This is a genomic window from Pseudomonas sp. AC193, assembly GCF_979258075.1.
In genome coordinates this window covers 3872871-3888408 of sequence record NZ_OZ409832.1, presented here as the reverse complement: position 1 = coordinate 3888408, position 15538 = coordinate 3872871, and the positions used below count along the sequence as shown (strand labels likewise).

Annotated in this window: 17 protein-coding genes and 1 pseudogene; 11 read left to right on the top strand and 7 right to left on the bottom strand. The window is 59.8% G+C overall.

Annotated features, from left to right (window positions below; translation table 11 throughout):
- The first annotated feature begins 1 nt into the window (after position 1).
- Entirely contained in the window at positions 2-1150 is a 1149-nt protein-coding gene (gene yiaY / locus ACZZ0D_RS17535; RefSeq protein ID WP_053117976.1) for an L-threonine dehydrogenase, read from the top strand.
- Here the strand turns inward: yiaY and ACZZ0D_RS17530 are convergent.
- Both ACZZ0D_RS17530 and ACZZ0D_RS17525 read right to left on the bottom strand, forming a co-directional pair.
- Complete coding sequence (locus ACZZ0D_RS17530) at positions 1147-2313, bottom strand: MFS transporter (protein WP_463553888.1); 1167 nt, start codon at positions 2311-2313, stop codon at positions 1147-1149. The two genes, yiaY and ACZZ0D_RS17530, sit on opposite strands and share 4 nt — an antisense overlap.
- A gap of 15 nt (positions 2314-2328) precedes the next feature.
- The gene (locus ACZZ0D_RS17525; RefSeq protein WP_463554818.1) at positions 2329-3573 is read right to left on the bottom strand and encodes an aminotransferase class I/II-fold pyridoxal phosphate-dependent enzyme; all 1245 of its coding nucleotides are present in this window, start codon (positions 3571-3573) and stop codon (positions 2329-2331) included.
- A 222-nt stretch (positions 3574-3795) separates the two neighbouring features.
- Between ACZZ0D_RS17525 and ACZZ0D_RS17520 the strand changes: the two genes are divergently transcribed.
- The 4 genes from ACZZ0D_RS17520 to ACZZ0D_RS17505 all read left to right on the top strand — a co-directional run bounded on the left by ACZZ0D_RS17520 (position 3796) and on the right by ACZZ0D_RS17505 (position 8546).
- Positions 3796-4698, top strand: coding sequence for a LysR family transcriptional regulator (locus ACZZ0D_RS17520; protein ID WP_053117982.1), 903 nt, complete (start codon positions 3796-3798; stop codon positions 4696-4698).
- Between the two features lie 228 nt (positions 4699-4926).
- Entirely contained in the window at positions 4927-6120 is a 1194-nt protein-coding gene (locus ACZZ0D_RS17515) for a CaiB/BaiF CoA transferase family protein (RefSeq protein ID WP_463553887.1), read from the top strand.
- Complete coding sequence (locus tag ACZZ0D_RS17510) at positions 6117-7043, top strand: hydroxymethylglutaryl-CoA lyase (protein ID WP_463553886.1); 927 nt, start codon at positions 6117-6119, stop codon at positions 7041-7043. Before ACZZ0D_RS17515 ends, ACZZ0D_RS17510 begins: the two co-directional genes overlap by 4 nt.
- 171 nt (positions 7044-7214) lie before the next feature.
- Positions 7215-8546, top strand: coding sequence for an MFS transporter (locus ACZZ0D_RS17505; protein ID WP_159814235.1), 1332 nt, complete (start codon positions 7215-7217; stop codon positions 8544-8546).
- An 89-nt stretch (positions 8547-8635) separates the two neighbouring features.
- Here ACZZ0D_RS17505 and ACZZ0D_RS17500 read toward each other — a convergent pair whose 3' ends face one another.
- Positions 8636-9121, bottom strand: a complete 486-nt coding sequence (locus ACZZ0D_RS17500) for a DMT family transporter (protein WP_159814233.1) — start codon at positions 9119-9121, stop codon at positions 8636-8638.
- A gap of 77 nt (positions 9122-9198) precedes the next feature.
- Here ACZZ0D_RS17500 and ACZZ0D_RS17495 point away from each other — a divergent pair, with 77 nt between their 5' ends.
- A complete protein-coding gene (locus tag ACZZ0D_RS17495; RefSeq protein ID WP_463553885.1) occupies positions 9199-10128 on the top strand; it encodes a LysR substrate-binding domain-containing protein in 930 nt (309 codons plus the stop codon).
- 15 nt (positions 10129-10143) lie between these two features.
- On the opposite strand, the gene ACZZ0D_RS17490 is transcribed toward ACZZ0D_RS17495, so the two are convergent.
- The gene (locus tag ACZZ0D_RS17490) at positions 10144-10383 is read right to left on the bottom strand and encodes a CopG family ribbon-helix-helix protein (protein WP_463553884.1); all 240 of its coding nucleotides are present in this window, start codon (positions 10381-10383) and stop codon (positions 10144-10146) included.
- Between the two features lie 298 nt (positions 10384-10681).
- Between ACZZ0D_RS17490 and fos the strand changes: the two genes are divergently transcribed.
- The 4 genes from fos to ACZZ0D_RS17470 all read left to right on the top strand — a co-directional run bounded on the left by fos (position 10682) and on the right by ACZZ0D_RS17470 (position 12701).
- Positions 10682-11098, top strand: a complete 417-nt coding sequence (fos, locus tag ACZZ0D_RS17485) for a fosfomycin resistance glutathione transferase (RefSeq protein ID WP_463553883.1) — start codon at positions 10682-10684, stop codon at positions 11096-11098.
- Positions 11099-11158: 60 nt separating this feature from the next.
- Entirely contained in the window at positions 11159-11797 is a 639-nt protein-coding gene (locus tag ACZZ0D_RS17480; protein ID WP_053117996.1) for a LysE family translocator, read from the top strand.
- Positions 11798-11964: 167 nt separating this feature from the next.
- The gene (locus ACZZ0D_RS17475; protein ID WP_082341401.1) at positions 11965-12123 is read left to right on the top strand and encodes a KGG domain-containing protein; all 159 of its coding nucleotides are present in this window, start codon (positions 11965-11967) and stop codon (positions 12121-12123) included.
- A gap of 74 nt (positions 12124-12197) precedes the next feature.
- Positions 12198-12701 (top strand): DUF4142 domain-containing protein, encoded by a 504-nt coding sequence (locus ACZZ0D_RS17470; RefSeq protein ID WP_053117998.1) that lies wholly within the window; start codon positions 12198-12200, stop codon positions 12699-12701.
- 180 nt (positions 12702-12881) lie between these two features.
- Here the strand turns inward: ACZZ0D_RS17470 and ACZZ0D_RS17465 are convergent, their stop codons facing one another.
- A complete protein-coding gene (locus ACZZ0D_RS17465) occupies positions 12882-13292 on the bottom strand; it encodes a low affinity iron permease family protein (RefSeq protein WP_038358294.1) in 411 nt (136 codons plus the stop codon).
- A 139-nt stretch (positions 13293-13431) separates the two neighbouring features.
- Between ACZZ0D_RS17465 and tam the strand changes: the two genes are divergently transcribed.
- Entirely contained in the window at positions 13432-14247 is an 816-nt protein-coding gene (tam, locus tag ACZZ0D_RS17460; protein ID WP_463554817.1) for a trans-aconitate 2-methyltransferase, read from the top strand.
- Between the two features lie 222 nt (positions 14248-14469).
- Here tam and ACZZ0D_RS17455 read toward each other — a convergent pair whose 3' ends face one another.
- Positions 14470-15198 (bottom strand): class I SAM-dependent methyltransferase, encoded by a 729-nt coding sequence (locus ACZZ0D_RS17455; RefSeq protein WP_053118004.1) that lies wholly within the window; start codon positions 15196-15198, stop codon positions 14470-14472.
- A gap of 174 nt (positions 15199-15372) precedes the next feature.
- A pseudogene (locus tag ACZZ0D_RS17450) lies at positions 15373-15495 on the bottom strand (type II toxin-antitoxin system HicB family antitoxin); the annotation flags it as partial.
- Between the last annotated feature and the right edge of the window lie 43 nt (positions 15496-15538).

The following is a 15538-nucleotide window of genomic DNA, read 5'->3' as shown; positions in this document are numbered from 1 at the left end:
CATGACCAGCACCTTTTTCATTCCGGCGGTAAACATCATGGGCAACGGCTGCCTCGACGAAGCCATGGTCGCGATCCGCAACTACGGTTTTCGCAAAGCGCTGATCGTCACCGACACGGGGCTGGCCAAGGCCGGCGTGGCGACGATGGTCGCCGAGAAGCTGGCCATGCAGGACATCGATTCGGTGATTTTCGACGGCGCCAAACCGAATCCGAGCATCGCCAATGTCGAATCCGGGCTGGGTTTGCTCAAGGAAACCCGCTGCGATTTCGTCGTGTCGCTGGGCGGCGGTTCGCCCCACGACTGCGCCAAGGGCATTGCCCTGTGTGCGACCAACGGCGGGGAAATCGGTGATTACGAAGGTGTTGATCAATCGAGCAAGCCACAACTGCCGCTGATCGCGATCAACACCACCGCCGGCACCGCCAGCGAGATGACCCGTTTCTGCATCATCACCGACGAATCGCGCCACGTGAAAATGGCCATCGTCGACCGCAACGTCACGCCGCTGCTATCGGTCAACGACCCGGAACTGATGGTCGCCATGCCCAAAGGCCTGACCGCCGCGACTGGTATGGACGCATTGACCCACGCCATCGAGGCTTACGTTTCGACCGCCGCCAACCCGATCACCGACGCCTGCGCGTTGAAAGCAATCACCCTGATCAGCAACAACCTGCGCCTGGCCGTGCGCGACGGCACAGATCTCGCCGCACGGGAAAACATGGCCTACGCGCAGTTCCTCGCCGGCATGGCTTTCAACAACGCCTCGCTCGGTTTTGTGCACGCGATGGCGCACCAGTTGGGCGGTTTCTACGACTTGCCCCACGGCGTGTGCAACGCGGTGTTGCTGCCGCATGTGCAGACTTTCAACGCGCTGGTCTGCGCCGATCGCCTGACCGATGTCGCCCACGCGATGGGCGCCGACATTCGTGGTTTCAGCGCCGAGGAGGGCGCGCAAGCGGCGATCACCGCGATCCGCACCTTGGCCAAAGACGTCGACATCCCGAGCGGTCTGCGCGAACTCGGCGCCAAACTCAGCGACATCCCGATCCTCGCCACCAACGCACTGAAAGACGCCTGCGGCATTACCAACCCGCGCGCGGCGGATCAACGGCAGATCGAGGAAATCTTCCGCAACGCCTTCTAACGCTTGCCATCCCCCGGCGCAAACCTTACGCAAAGCATCGCGCCGACGGCCAGCAACGTGCACAGCAGCGACAATGGCCAGGCTTGTGGACTGGCGATCAGACTGGCCATCGCGCCAATGATCGCCGCCATCAATTGATGGATAAAACCGCTCAGCGCCATCGCATAAGCACCGGCAATCGGCGCGCCATCGTTGGCGCGTGACAGGCTGATCGGGTAGTTCAACGACTGCCCGAACACCGCCACGCAATACGGCAGCCAAAACAGTAGCGCGATGGAACTGGCCGCCAGACTGCCCAGCAACATCACGCCGCTACCGGCCAGCACCAGACCGACGCCAACGGTCATCAACCACGCCTGACCGGTGCGCAACACGAAGTGATTGACCGCCACCGCACCCAGAAAATACGCCGCGCTGATTGGCCAGCCGAGCAAACCGTAATCCACCGTCGACCAGGCGAACGGCCCCTGCAAAATCAGTGGCCCCGCAGTGTTGAACGCAATGATCACGCCGTAGCCCAAACCACCGGCCAGCGCCGGCAAAAGAAATGCCCGATGCAGCAGAATCTGCCGATAAGCCGACCACGATGAAGCGCTGACCGGTTCGTCGGCGACTGCAGGGAACGCCACCCGCGACACGATCAGCGCCATCACCAGGCAGACCACGCCGAGCAGGTAGAAAATCGCCGGCCAGCCCAGCGTCACCTCAATGATCGAGCCCAGGTATTGGCCGATGCCCAGCGCCACTACGAACGAGATCGAAATCCACGACAACGCCTTGGCCAGCAGATCGCCGCGAAAGCTGTCGCGGATCAGCACCCGCGCCATCACCGAAATACCGCTGGCGCCGACGCCTTGCAGCAGTCGCAGCAGCAAAAACCACTCAAGCGTCGAACCCAGCGGCAAGGCCAGATTGGCCAGGCCGTAAATCGCCAGCGCCGCCAGCAACACCGGTTTGCGGCCGATGCGCTGGGCCAGACTGCCCCAGAACAACATCGGCAGCGCCATGCCGATCAGGTACAGCGACAAGCCCCACGACACCTGCGCAGGTTCCGCCGCCAGATAGCGGGCGATTTCCGGCAGCGCCGGCAAATAAATACTCATGCCCAACTGGGCAAGAAAAACCGTGCTACAGGTGATCAGGAGAGTGACGCTGGCGTTCATGATTCGTCCCTGTTTTCAGTCGTCGAGATCACAGCGGTGGGTGCGCAACAGCTCGGTGATCAGTTCACAGAAGCGGCGGATCAGTGCTGGCGGCATGTCCGCGCGCAGCGTAATGCGGATGGCTGCCTTACCTTGTGCAACCACCGGAAAAAACACCGCACTGGTGAAAAAACCCTGTTCGGCCAGTTCGCTGGCCACTCGATTGGCTACCGCTGCCTGCCCGCATTTGATCAAGCGGATGGCCATGTTGCTGTGGCATTGATCGGTGCTGATCAGGCTGTCGAAGAGGCGAATATTAGCCTGAAGGTTGCTTTGCAGCGCGGCGAATTCGGCGCTGCGATGCAGGCGGATCGACGCTCTGCCGGCACCGATCGCCGCGCAGTTGAGACTCTGCGACCAGTTGCTCGGCCCGCCGTAACGCTGGATCAGGGTTTTCTGCCGCTCATTGCCCAGCATTACCAAACCGCCGCTGGCGCCAAACGACTTGGCCAGCGACGCGACGATCAGGCAGTCCTCTTCCAGCGCCGCCACCCGTGGCCGCACAAGCCCGGCGCCGTGCTGACCGACCGCCGACAACGCATGGGAATCATCCAGATACAGAAACAGCCCGTAGCGATCCTTCAGATACAACAGACCTTCCATGTTGGCGACGCCGCCCATGCTGTACGCGCCATCGGCGACATACGCCACGCGACCGTGTTGCTGGCAGGCGCGTTCGAGAAAATCCATGTCGTTGTGCGGCGCGGTGACCACGCGGGTCTCATCGGCGCACGCAGCTTTCAAATGATTCATCGAGTAGTGCGCGTGGCGGTCGAAGACCATCACCGGCGGCTGACCTTCGGTGAAGATGCCGCTGGCCAGCAACGGCAGGATTCCAGCGCTGGCGGCGCTGCAAGACAAAGTGCTCAGACAGACCGTATCAAAGAGTTGCGACAACTCGTTTTCGTACTGCTCGAGAATCGCCAATTTGCAGCGGTTCTTCGAATTTGCGACGCGCAAACTGCCGGTTTCACGGAGGGCAGCGATGGCGCCCTCGAGCAGGGCCGGGTGATGATCGAGCCCCAGATAAGAGGTCGTGCAGAAGTGATGGAATTCACGCCCGTACTGATCGAGCAAGTGATTCGGACTTTTTACTTCGACATTGAGGCCGGCGACTTTGCCCTGTTCGGCGATGTCCCAATCGTAGTCGGCGAGGGCAATGATCTTGCGGAAATTGGAATACAGATTCGGGGTGTGCAACGGAAGATTCACAGGCGACATTCCTTGAGCGTAGCGATCCATGGGTGTTGCAATTTGTGTGTGTTGCCAGACTTTACAGAGCGAAAAGTCGGACAAAAATAGGCCGATTCCGCGAATCCTGAGAGGCAAAAGAGTTTTGTTTGTAGGGCGAAGCCATGAACGTTGGCGGATTAATCACATGTCTGACTTCAACGAAAACCGGGCTATCCTGCCGACTCGAATGTCCCCGCCAGCGAGCCTTCCATGCTGCAAAAAAGCCTGATTCGCCGCCTCGACCTGATCACCCTGCAACTGTTTGTCGCCGTGCATGAAGAGGGCACGCTGACCCGCGCCGCCGCGCGTGAAGCCATCGCGGTGTCGGCGGCGAGCAAGCGCTTGATGGAACTGGAAGAAGCGCTGGGCATCAGCCTGTTCGTGCGCCAGGCCAAGGGCATGACGCTGACGCCGGCGGGGGAAACGCTGCTGCACCATGCGCGGCAGATGTTGTTTAACGTCGAGAAGATGGGCCTGGAGCTGGGCGAGCACAGCCACGGTGTGCGCGGCTATGTGCGGATGCTGGCGAACCTGTCAGCGATCATTCAGTTTCTGCCGGAAGACTTGCGCGACTTTTCCGCGCGGCATGCGCAGGTCAAGACTGACCTTGAGGAACGGCCCAGTGCCGGGGTGATTCAGGGCGTGCTCGATGGCGTCGCGGATCTCGGTATTTGCTCCAACGACAGTGACATCAAGGGCCTGCACAGCGTGTTGTACCGCGAGGACAAACTGGTGGTGGTGATGTTGCCGGAGCATCCGTTGGCCGCGCGTGAATCCGTAGCTTTTGCCGAAACGCTGGACAGTGATTACGTCGGGTTGCACGCGGCCAGTTCGATCAACATGCGCACCCACGCGGCGGCGCGGCAGGCGGGCAAGGTGCTGCGCATTCGCATTCATGTGCCGGGGTTTGATGCGGTGTGCCGGATGGTGCAGGCCAACATGGGCATCGGAATTTTGCCGCAGCGGGCGTATGAGTTGTTCGGCCAGGCGCTGGGGCTGCACGCGGTGCCGTTGACCGATGACTGGTCGGATCGCGCGTTGATTGTAGTGGTGCGCGATGAGGCGGGGTTGTCGCCGGTGAGCCGGTTGTTGTTTGAGCATTTGCGCGGCTGATATTCCAATCATCTGCGTGGCCGAACCCCCCTGTAGGAGCTGCCGAAGGCTGCGATCTTTTGATCTTGCCCTTGAAACAACAGATCAAAAGATCGCAGCCTTCGGCAGCTCCTACAGGGGTGGTGCGTTCGCATTTCGCGAACGCCCTTTGCCGAACGAAGGTTGGATTCCTTCACCATCAGGCCTCTAGTCTTGCCCGCATATTCCAAGAATAAGAGGTACCCCGCGATGACTGCCCCCCTGAGTGCGATCAAAGTGATCGAAATCGGCACCCTGATCGCCGGACCGTTCGCCGCGCGCATGCTTGCCGAGTTCGGCGCCGAGGTGATCAAGATCGAAGCCATGGGTCAGGGCGACCCGCTGCGCAAATGGCGCAAGCTGCACGAAGGCACGTCGCTGTGGTGGTACCTGCAATCGCGCAACAAGCAGTCGCTGGCGCTCAATCTGAAATCCCCGGAAGGCATCGAACTGGTCAAACAACTGGCGACCGACGCCGACGTGATCATCGAAAACCTGCGCCCCGGCGCGCTGGAAAAACTCGGCCTCGGCTGGGACGTGCTCCACGCGCTCAATCCCAACCTCACCCTCGTGCGCATTTCCGGTTATGGCCAGACCGGCCCCTACCGTGATCGCCCCGGTTTCGGTGCGATCGGCGAGGCGATGGGCGGTATCCGCTACACCACCGGCACCCCCGGTTCGCCACCGGCGCGGGTCGGTGTCAGCCTCGGCGATTCGCTGGCATCCTTGCATGCGGTGATCGGCGCGTTGATGTCGCTGCTGCGGGTCAAAACCGGGCGGGGCGGCGGGCAGATCGTCGATGTGTCGCTGGCCGAAAGCGTGTTCAACGTCATGGAAAGTCTGGTGCCGGAATACGACATGCTCGGCCACGTTCGCGAACGCAGCGGCGGTGCGTTGCCGGGCATTGCACCGTCCAACACGTACCTTACGGCTGACGGCGCTTACGTGGTGATCGCCGGCAACAGCGATCCGATCTACAAGCGGTTGATGCAAACCATCGGTCGCGATGATCTGGCTGACGCCGAAGAATTCGCCCACAACGACGGCCGTGCGGCCAAGAGTGGCATGCTCGACGCCGCGATCACTCACTGGACGAGCAGCCTACCGATCAACGACGTGCTCGCCGCCCTCGAAGCTGCCGAAGTCCCGGCCGGGCGCATCTATTCGGTGGCCGACATCGTCGCCGATCCGCACTATCAGGCGCGCGGCATGCTGCTCGACGCCGAACTGCCCGGCGGCGCAACCGTGAAGATGCCCGGCATCGTGCCGAAACTCTCGGAAACCCCCGGTGGCGTGAACTGGTCGGGGCCGACACTCGGCCAGCACACCGACGGTATTCTCGCCGGTCTCGGCCTGACTGAACTCGACATCGAACGCCTGAAAAACCAGGGAGTAGTGCAATGATTTCCGACTATTCGCAAACCTTGATCGTCCAGGAAGTCTCGCCTCGCGACGGCTTGCAGATCGAGCCGACGTGGGTGGAAACCGTCGACAAAATCGCGCTCATCGATCAACTGTCGCTGGCGGGTTTCAGCCGCATCGAAGCCGGCTCGTTTGTGTCGCCGAAAGCCATTCCGGCGCTGCGTGATGGCGAGCAGGTGTTCCAAGGCATTCAGCGTCAACCGCAGGTGATTTACGTCGCGCTGATCCCCAATCTCAAAGGCGCGCAGCGCGCACTGGAGGCCGGTGCCGATGAGCTGAATCTGGTGATGTCCGCCAGCCAGACGCACAACCTCGCCAACATGCGCATGCGTTGCGAGGATTCGCTGGCGGCGTTTGCCGACATTGTTGCTTTTGCCGATGGCTCGGGCGTGCGGCTCAACGGCAGTATCGCGACGACGTTCGGTTGCCCGTTCGAAGGCAAGATTGACGAGGATCGCGTGCTGCAGATTGTCGACGCTTATCAGGAACTGGGCATTCAAGGCATCACCCTCGCCGACACCACTGGCATGGCCAATCTGCGTCAGGTGGAACGCTTGGTACGGCGGGTTTTGCAGCGGGTTTCGACGGCGGATCTGACCCTGCATTTCCACAACACCCGAGGTTTGGGGTTGTGCAACGTGCTGGCGGCTTACGAGGCAGGAGCGCGACGTTTCGATGCAGCGCTGGGCGGTCTCGGTGGTTGTCCGTTTGCACCGGGGGCGTCGGGCAATATTTGCACTGAAGACTTGGTGAATTTGTGCGATGAAATCGGCATTCATACCGGCATCGACTTGCCGCTGCTGTTGAAGCTCTCGCGCGGATTGCCAGACCTCCTCGGCCACGAAGTCCCCGGCCAACTGGCCAAGGCCGGGCGCAATTGCGACCTACACCCGATCCCCACCTGATCACATCATTCCCCTGTAGGAGTGAGCCTGCTCGCGATTGCGGTCTGTCATCCAGCACGGATGTCGACTGATCCATCGCCATCGCGAGCAGGCTCACTCCTACAGTTAAAAAACCAAACCAGACAACAAAAACAATCGGACGCCCACCGGCAGTCCGCCTGGAGAAAAGCTATGAGCCTCAATGTAATGGAGGCGGGCGCGAGCTCGTCTGTCGATCACGACGCCGAAAAAGCCCTGGTCAGCAAAGTCGCCTGGCGTCTGATGCCGCTAATCATGGTCTGCTACCTGTTCGCCTTTTTCGACCGCATCAACATCAGCTTCGCCAAGTTCCAGCTGCAAGCCGACCTGAGCCTGAGCGACACCGCTTACGGCCTCGGTGCCGGGCTGTTCGTGGTCGGTTACGTGCTGTTCGAAGTGCCGAGCAACATGATGCTCTACAAGGTCGGCGCGCGCCGCTGGATCGCGCGGATCATGATGTCGTGGGGCGTGGCGACGGCGCTGATGGTCTTCGTCACCAGCGAATGGCAGTTCTACGCGCTGCGCTTTTTGATCGGCGCGATGGAAGCCGGTTTTGCGCCGGGCGTGTTGTATTACCTGACGCTGTGGTTCCCGCAGCACTTCCGTGGACGCATCACTTCCCTGTTGTTTCTTGCCTCTGCATTCGCCGGGTTGGTCGGCGCACCGTTCTCCGGGCTGGTACTCGAACATCTCGACGGTGTGATGCAGATGCGTGGCTGGCACTGGCTGTTTCTACTCGGTGGTCTGCCGTGCATCGGCCTAGGGTTTCTAGTGCTGACGCTTCTCAAGGATCGCATCGAGGACGCGCACTGGCTGACCGCTGACGAGAAAAAATTGCTGTCCAGCCGTATCGCCCATCACGAACCGCACAAGAGCGGCGGCTCATTGCTGGCGGCGCTACGGATTCCGGGTTTTCTGACCTTGGGGCTGATCTACTTTCTGATTCAGGTCGCGTCTTACGGACTGAATTTCTGGGCGCCACAACTGATCCGCAGCGCGGGCACCGAGAGCCCGGTGATGATCGGTCTGCTGACCGCCATTCCGTACATCTGCGGTGCGATCACCATGATCGTGATCGGGCGGTTGTCGGACGCAACCGGCGAGCGCCGCAAGTTTGTCGCGGGGCTGGTGGTGGTAGGTGCGATCGGGTTCTTCAGTGCGGGGATTTTCGCCGATCACACCACGTTCCTGATCGTCGCCCTCGGCTTGCTCGGCGCCGGCATCATCGCCGCTATTCCAAGCTTCTGGACGCTGCCACCGAAGTTGCTGGCCGGTGCCGGCGCAGGTGCGGCGGGCGGGATCGCGGTGATCAATACGCTGGGGCAGTTCGGCGGCATCGTCAGCCCGGTGATGGTCGGGCGGATCAAGGATCTCACCGGCAGCACCACGCCAGCGCTGTATGTCATTGGCGTGGCGGCGTTGATCGCAGCGGCGTTGTTGCTGTGGGGGTTGCCGCAGAAATTGCGCACGCTCGATAAGTACTGAACCGCTGAAATGATCGCAGCCTTCGGCAGCTCCTACAGAGTGCGAATCCAATCCTGTAGGAGCTGCCGAAGGCTGCGATCTTTTGATCTTTATTGCGGTGCCAAAACTCTTCCCGGCGAGTTGCCAAACTGAATCAACACCACCCCCGCAATCAACAACACCGCGCCAAACAGCCGAGGCAATGTCAGCTGTTTCTCCACCAACCCAAACAAGCCAAAGTGATCCAGCAGCATTGAGGCCAGCACCTGCCCAGCCAGCGCCAACGCCACAAACCCCGAAGCCCCGAGCTTAGGCAGTAACACCACCGCCAGCGCGACAAAACAAACCCCAAACGCGCCACCGGCCCACATCCACATCGGCGCCTTGCTGATAAACGCCAGCGACGGCAGCGGCAGCCGCAATGCCAAAATCACTGGCAACAACACCAGCACACTCACCAACAACGACGCCAACGTCGCCCACAGCGGATGGCCCAATCCGCGCGCCAGGTTGCTGTTGATCGCGCTCTGAAACGGCACCACCGCCCCGGCAAACGCGGCCAACGCCAACAAACCGGCCCACTGCAACGTACTCATGATCATTCTCCAACAGGTTTTGCTGGACTCTAGAGTATTCGTCGCGCAGATTTAAATTCCGTTTCGTCATCCAGAACATGCATCAGATGAATGATCTGCGCCGCATCGATCTCAACCTGCTGGTGATCCTCGACGCCTTGCTCAGCGAGCAGCACGTCACCCGCGCCGCCGAGCGCCTGCACCTCAGCCAACCGGCGGTCAGTCATGCGCTGGCGCGTCTGCGCGATTTGCTCGGCGACCCGCTGCTGGTGCGCGCCGGCGCAACCCTGGCGCCCACCGCGCGAGCGCTGGAACTGGTCGCGCCGCTCGCCGAAGCGCTGGCCCAAGTGCAATCGCTGCTGGCACCAAACACCTTCGATCCGGCCAGCGCCCGACGCACCTTTCGCGTAGCGATGTCGGACTACGGCGCGGCGATCATTCTCCCCGATCTGATCCGAACCCTGCGCCGCGAAGCGCCGGGCATCGACCTGCAAATCAGCCACGCCAGCCGCGAAGGCATGCTCGAAGGCGTGCTCAATGGCGATATCGACCTCGCCGCCGGCGTCTTCCCGGAAATGCCCCACGAATTGCGCAGCACGCTGCTGTTCGAAGAACGCTACGTCTGCCTGCTCGACCGCCAGACCTTGCCGGCCAACGGCGTGCTCGATCTGCCCACCTACCTGTCGCGCCCGCACGTCTTGCTGGAAATGCGCGGCAGTGGCACACCGGAAATCGAGCGAGCCCTGACGACACTGCGCGAACGCCGTCGCGTCGCGATCAGCCTGCCGCACTGGAACGTCGCGCCGCAGTTGATCAGTGGCACGGATTTGATTCTCACCGTGTCATCGCGCAGCGTGCGCGATTTGGGGCATGGGGATTTGATTGTTGTGCCGCCACCGTTTGATATTCCGCCGTTTACGTTTGTGCTGGCTTGGCACAAGCGACGGGGTGGGGATCAGGCGTTGAATTGGTTGAATCGGAAGATTGAGGAGGGGGACGAGGAAAACGCCACAGACTGGAAATCTTGATTGTGCCGTTACTGATTAACGCGTATTGCCACTCCACTTTGCAGTGATGGTTTCAACTGCTGCAGCGGAGGCGAAATCTCCAGCATCGGCCTCTATTATCGCTTGCTGGATTTGCGCAGTTTTCCAGGTTTCGCGCTCCAGATACTCACTCAAGGCGTCATTTGCCAAGCTAGATTTGCTGCGCCCCGTTGCTTTGGCGAGGTCGGTTAGTGCGTCAGCGATTTCATCTGGAAGATGTAAAGAAATGACAGGCATAACGCTCTCGCTGTAGTCGTAGGCAATTCACGACGCTACAGCTTTGCGCGGGGCGGAGCTATCTCTGGTGCTGCCTTGACTCAAGTAATTGCGAATGTGGGTTGCGATTACTTCAGTTGAATCCGTCGAAAGAGGAGGGGATAGTGCGCGGCTGAACAGTCATCAAGGAGCGGGACGTGAAGCCAAACCAGTGCTGACAACACTGCGCTACGACGGCAATGCTTATGTTTTGCCAAATGGGTTCAGTGGGCTGTAATTGACGACGTTACTCCCGAATACCTCAGAGGTTATCGTACCGATGCTCACCGGCCTCAACCACCTGACCCTCGCCGTCAGCGATCTGAACCGCAGTCTGGCGTTTTATCGTGACGTATTGCAGTTGCGCGTCGAGGCGACGTGGGACGACGGTGCCTATCTTTCGCTTCCGGGGCTGTGGCTGTGCCTGTCGCTCGATCCATTACGCACTAGCGAGCCGGGCGCCGACTACACCCATTACGCCTTCAGCCTCAACGCTGCGGATTTTGCGCTTTTTGTACAAACGCTAAAAGCAGCAAACGTGCGGGAATGGCGCGATAACCGCAGCGAAGGTGCGTCGTTCTATTTTCTCGATCCTGATGGCCACAAACTCGAAGCTCACGTCGGCGATCTGGCCTCGCGACTCGCAGCGTGTCGGCGGAAACCGTACGCCGGTATGCGTTTTTACGACGGGCAGTGATCAGGCGCAATCGGCTGATATAGACTGGCCGCCACGTGTTCTGGCGCTTGCAGGTTTTCCATGACTCTATCGTTGCTAATGGCCGTTCTGGCCTCGGGTTTCATTTACGGCATCACGCCGGGGCCGGGTGTGCTGGCGGTGTTCGGTATTGGCGCGGCCCATGGGCGACGGGCCGGGGCGGGGTTTCTCTGCGGGCATCTGCTTGGCGATGTGGTCTGGTGCAGCACGGCGCTGATCGCGATTGTTGGCGCTCGGGAAATCGGCAGCACGGCATTCGACGTGCTCGGCGTGCTTAGCGGTCTGTACTTGTTCTGGCTCGGCTGGCGCGCGGTGCGGGCGCAGCGACGCAATGCGGACGAACCGCAGGGCGCGGCGCGCAATCCATTCTGGCACGGCATTCTGTTCGGGCTGACCAATCCCAAAGCCTACCCGGTGGCGGTGGCGACGTTTACTGCGCTGCTGTCGAGCCGTGCCGAGTTGCTCAACTGGTCGATGCTGCCGGCGCTGATCGCCCTGAGCTTCCTTGGCGGGCTGCTCGCCTACGCTATTCTCATCGGTGTTGTCGGCGCGCAGCGGGTGCGCACGCTGTATCAGCGCCACGAGTTGCTGATCACCCGGTTGTGCGGGGTGATGTTCATCGGTTTCGCCATCAACGCGCTGGTGCATGCGTTGCCGGGGCTGATGCCGAACAAGGCTTGAACGTGACTGTACATCGCGCAGCGCGGCAATCATCGGCGCTGCATTAGCTGATTGCGCTTCACCGTTCGTCAGTGCAACGACAACTTTTCTAAACCTTTGCCGGCCAGAAAATTCTCAATCTAGGCGGGCACCTGCTCGCCACGATCATTACCAAGAGGTAGAGAATCATGCCTAATTCAAGAAACTCGAACTCGGGAAACTTCGCTAACGATCGAACGAAGGCGTCTGAAGCCGGTCGCAAAGGTGGGAAAACCACTACAACGACTGTCGACAAAGACCCTGCGAAAACAGAAATGGGCCGCAAGCCCGGTCAGAAATCGAAGTAGTCAGTGAAGTCGTTTTGATTGAGAGGCGGGGGCGTAAGCTCCCGCTTGAATTTTGAGAAAAGGAGGGCGCGACCATGAGCCGGATGGCCACCCGTTTACGCAATTTGAGTGTTGTTTCGCTGTTGAGCCTGTGCGCCACCAGTGCGTTTGCCCAGTCGCCTGCCGATTTCATCAACGATGCGTCGGCCAAAGGCATGGCTGATATCGAAGCCAGCCGCTTGGCCCACGGGAAAACCGAATCCAAAGAGGTCAAGGATTACACCATCGTCGTCATCAATGACCGAACCACCGCCAATCAGCATCTGGCGAAAATTGCCAAGAAGCTCGACCTGCCGATCGCGCCGCGCGAAGAAATCGCCGACAAGGCCAAAGAGCTGATTCCAGAAGTGAAGGACGGCGCGACGTTTGACCAGGCCTACGCCGCGAGTCAGGTCAAAGCCACCGAAGAGGCCATTCAGCAGATCGAGCAGGAAGCGCAGACCACTGACGTGCCTGAGATCAAAGCCTTCGCCGACGAGACCCTGCCGAAACTGCAGAATCACCTGGAAATGGCCCGAGCCTTACAGGCCAGCCGCTAATCTCACAGACAACACAGATCCCCTGTGGCGAGGGGATTTATCCCCGCTCGGCTGCGCAGCAGTCGTTAAACCATTCAATGCAGTGTGTCAGGTTGAATTCGGCAGCAAGAAATGGGGCTGCTTCGCAGCCCAACGGGGATAAATCCCCTCGCCACAAGTGTTTTTATTCGCCCGACCAACTTAGCACTCATTCAAATCCTGCTTCGACTTGCTCTTCTCACCCAGCCCTTCAAGGTTAAACACCTCGCCCTCGCCCAACGAACGGTAATGCCTGCGCAACGCCTCCAGCTGTTTCAAATCCAGCGCCTCCAGCCCGAGCATCGCGTTCTGCGCTTCCTTGGTCACCAGTAGCAACTCATCAATCTTCAAATGCAGAATGTCGGTGTCGCGGTTCTGCGTGTTCTGAATCAGGAACACCATCAGAAACGTGATGATCGTGGTCGAGGTGTTGATGATCAGTTGCCACGTATCGTTGTAATCAAAAATCGGCCCGCTCAACCCCCACAGCCCGATCAGGATCAACGCCCCCATAAACGTCTTCGGGCTACCGGCCCACAGAGCAAGCTTCTGGGAAATCTTCGCGAATTTCATAGCCGTATTCCTTATTGGGGGGAGTGCATGAAATTCAGACACTGACGGCGTTGTGAAAATTCTAATTACAAATCAGCGAATGGAACCGGACGTTGGTAGGGCAGCGCAGGCCAGTCGGATCACGGTATGGTAGCGGCAGCTGTTTTTTCCAGGTTTTGAAGCAAGCGCCTTACAGGAGAACGCAATGAGTTGGTCCGCCAAGCAATACGTCGCTTTCGAAGATGAACGCACCCGCCCGGCCCGCGATCTGCTGGCGGCGATTCCCACGGCAGAGGCGCGAGCGGTGGTTGATATCGGTTGTGGCCCGGGCAATTCGACGGAGCTTCTGCTGCAGCGTTTTCCTGAGGCGCAGGTCTGCGGGCTGGACAGCTCGCCGGACATGATCGACGCGGCACGCAAGCGTTTACCGCAGTTGCAGTTCGAGGTGGCAGAGATTGATCGATGGGTGGACGCCGGGCCGTTTGATGTGATCTTCGCCAATGCCGTGTTGCAGTGGGTGCCGGATCACGCAGCGTTGTTGCCCGCGTTGGCCAACAAGTTGTCGGCGGGCGGCAGTCTGGCGATTCAGATGCCGGATAACCTCAACGAACCGTCTCACCGCTTGATGCGTGAAGTCGCCGCCAATGGCCCGTGGGCCGCGAAGCTCGCCGGCGCGGCGGGGCAGCGAACGGACATGGCGAGTGCCAGCGATTATTTCTCGATGTTGCGCCCGCACTGCGCGCGGGTCGATGTCTGGCGCACGACGTATCACCATCAATTGTCGGGTGGCGCGGCAGGGGTGGTTGAGTGGTTCAAGGGTAGCGGGTTGATTCCGTTTTTGAGTCCGCTGACTGAAGCGGAGCGGGCGGAGTATCTGGAACAATACCTGGGGGAAGTCGCGAGGGCTTATCCGGCGTTGGCGGATGGGTCGGTGCTGTTGCCGTTTCCGCGATTGTTTATTGTTGCGACTTGCTGAAACGAACGAATGCGTTGTTCGACTTGAGAGCGGTGGGGTGGCGTCAAGCGAGCCCCTCACCCCAGCCCTCTCCCAAGGGAGAGGGAGCTGAATTGGGTGTTTTTCAGAATTTCAGTTCGGCTGAATATCCCAGGTCGATGTAGCTCGAACAGGCACCTCGGTCAGTTCCTTCTCCCTCTGGGAGAGGGCTAGGGTGAGGGGCTATTCCAAGGTTGAATCCGTTCAGCGCTGCACCGCGACCAGCATCATCATCGGCCGCTCCCGCTCTTCCGCCAGCGCCGGTTGCGCCGCCACCTCGGCATCACTCGGCCCCCATTCATTGACATGACGAATGGTGAACCCCGCCTCAATCAAAGAATTGAGTAGCGTCCCGATCGTACGATGCTGCTTGATCACGCCCTCCGCCAACCAATGGGTCACCCGCTCACCTTCCATCTGATAACTGTCCAGCGGCCAACGCTTGTTGCCCTCGCTATCAACCAGCCACCCCGGATTACGCGGGGCCATAAAGATCGGGTGCTCGATGGAAAACACAAAGTGCGCACCCGGTTTCAACGCCGCATACAGATGAGCAAACAGCCCCGACAAGTTCTTGATGTAGTGCAGCGCCAGTGAACTGTACGCCAGATCAACACTGCAAACCGGCAGGTCGAGCTGCTCAAGATCGGCACGTTCATAACGGATATTCGTCGCCACCGTTGTCTGCCGCGCGCGCTCCAGCATCTTCTCCGAAACATCCAGACCCAACACATTGGCGGCGCCGCTCTCACTGGCCCAACGGCTGAACCAGCCATAACCACAACCCAGATCGACCACATTCAAACCATGCATGGCCGGCAGCAACGCTCTGAGTGCCGGCCATTCCGGCGCGGCATCAAGCCCGCCGATGGAGCGGTTCATCTGGCTGTAGCCTTGGAAAAACTCGGGATCGTCGTAGATGTTTTGCGTCATGGTGCGGGAGCTCTTTGAAGTTCTGACGAGTTGAGTGTGTCGAGACAATGTTTGATAAACAACCTGTGGCGAGGGAGCTTGCTCCCGCTGGGCTGTGCAGCAGCCCCAAGATTGTTGGGGGCGCTTCGCACCCCAGCGGGAGCAAGCTCCCTCGCCACAGGTTCACTGTGTTTTTTAACTTTGCTGCAATACTTTCAAAGCCGCCGACGCAAGAAAACCCGAGCGGCTCTTTTCTTCCGGATGGTGCAATAGATCTTCATCAATGCAATTAAGCAACTGGCCCGGCGCCGTTAAGGAGGGTGTGTTTCAAGGATTTGCGCTCGAGTTTTTACCAAACCCC

Coding starts and splice junctions, on each gene's coding strand:
- ACZZ0D_RS17470 (WP_053117998.1), top strand. CDS start 12,198: ATGAGCCGGATGGCCACCCGTTTACGCAATTTGAGTGTTGTTTCGCTG.
- ACZZ0D_RS17525 (WP_463554818.1), bottom strand. CDS start 3,573: ATGTCGCCTGTGAATCTTCCGTTGCACACCCCGAATCTGTATTCCAAT.
- ACZZ0D_RS17520 (WP_053117982.1), top strand. CDS start 3,796: ATGCTGCAAAAAAGCCTGATTCGCCGCCTCGACCTGATCACCCTGCAA.
- fos (WP_463553883.1), top strand. CDS start 10,682: ATGCTCACCGGCCTCAACCACCTGACCCTCGCCGTCAGCGATCTGAAC.
- ACZZ0D_RS17510 (WP_463553886.1), top strand. CDS start 6,117: ATGATTTCCGACTATTCGCAAACCTTGATCGTCCAGGAAGTCTCGCCT.
- ACZZ0D_RS17530 (WP_463553888.1), bottom strand. CDS start 2,313: ATGAACGCCAGCGTCACTCTCCTGATCACCTGTAGCACGGTTTTTCTT.
- ACZZ0D_RS17500 (WP_159814233.1), bottom strand. CDS start 9,121: ATGAGTACGTTGCAGTGGGCCGGTTTGTTGGCGTTGGCCGCGTTTGCC.
- ACZZ0D_RS17490 (WP_463553884.1), bottom strand. CDS start 10,383: ATGCCTGTCATTTCTTTACATCTTCCAGATGAAATCGCTGACGCACTA.
- ACZZ0D_RS17465 (WP_038358294.1), bottom strand. CDS start 13,292: ATGAAATTCGCGAAGATTTCCCAGAAGCTTGCTCTGTGGGCCGGTAGC.
- ACZZ0D_RS17480 (WP_053117996.1), top strand. CDS start 11,159: ATGACTCTATCGTTGCTAATGGCCGTTCTGGCCTCGGGTTTCATTTAC.
- yiaY (WP_053117976.1), top strand. CDS start 2: ATGACCAGCACCTTTTTCATTCCGGCGGTAAACATCATGGGCAACGGC.
- ACZZ0D_RS17455 (WP_053118004.1), bottom strand. CDS start 15,198: ATGACGCAAAACATCTACGACGATCCCGAGTTTTTCCAAGGCTACAGC.
- ACZZ0D_RS17495 (WP_463553885.1), top strand. CDS start 9,199: ATGCATCAGATGAATGATCTGCGCCGCATCGATCTCAACCTGCTGGTG.
- ACZZ0D_RS17515 (WP_463553887.1), top strand. CDS start 4,927: ATGACTGCCCCCCTGAGTGCGATCAAAGTGATCGAAATCGGCACCCTG.
- ACZZ0D_RS17505 (WP_159814235.1), top strand. CDS start 7,215: ATGAGCCTCAATGTAATGGAGGCGGGCGCGAGCTCGTCTGTCGATCAC.
- ACZZ0D_RS17475 (WP_082341401.1), top strand. CDS start 11,965: ATGCCTAATTCAAGAAACTCGAACTCGGGAAACTTCGCTAACGATCGA.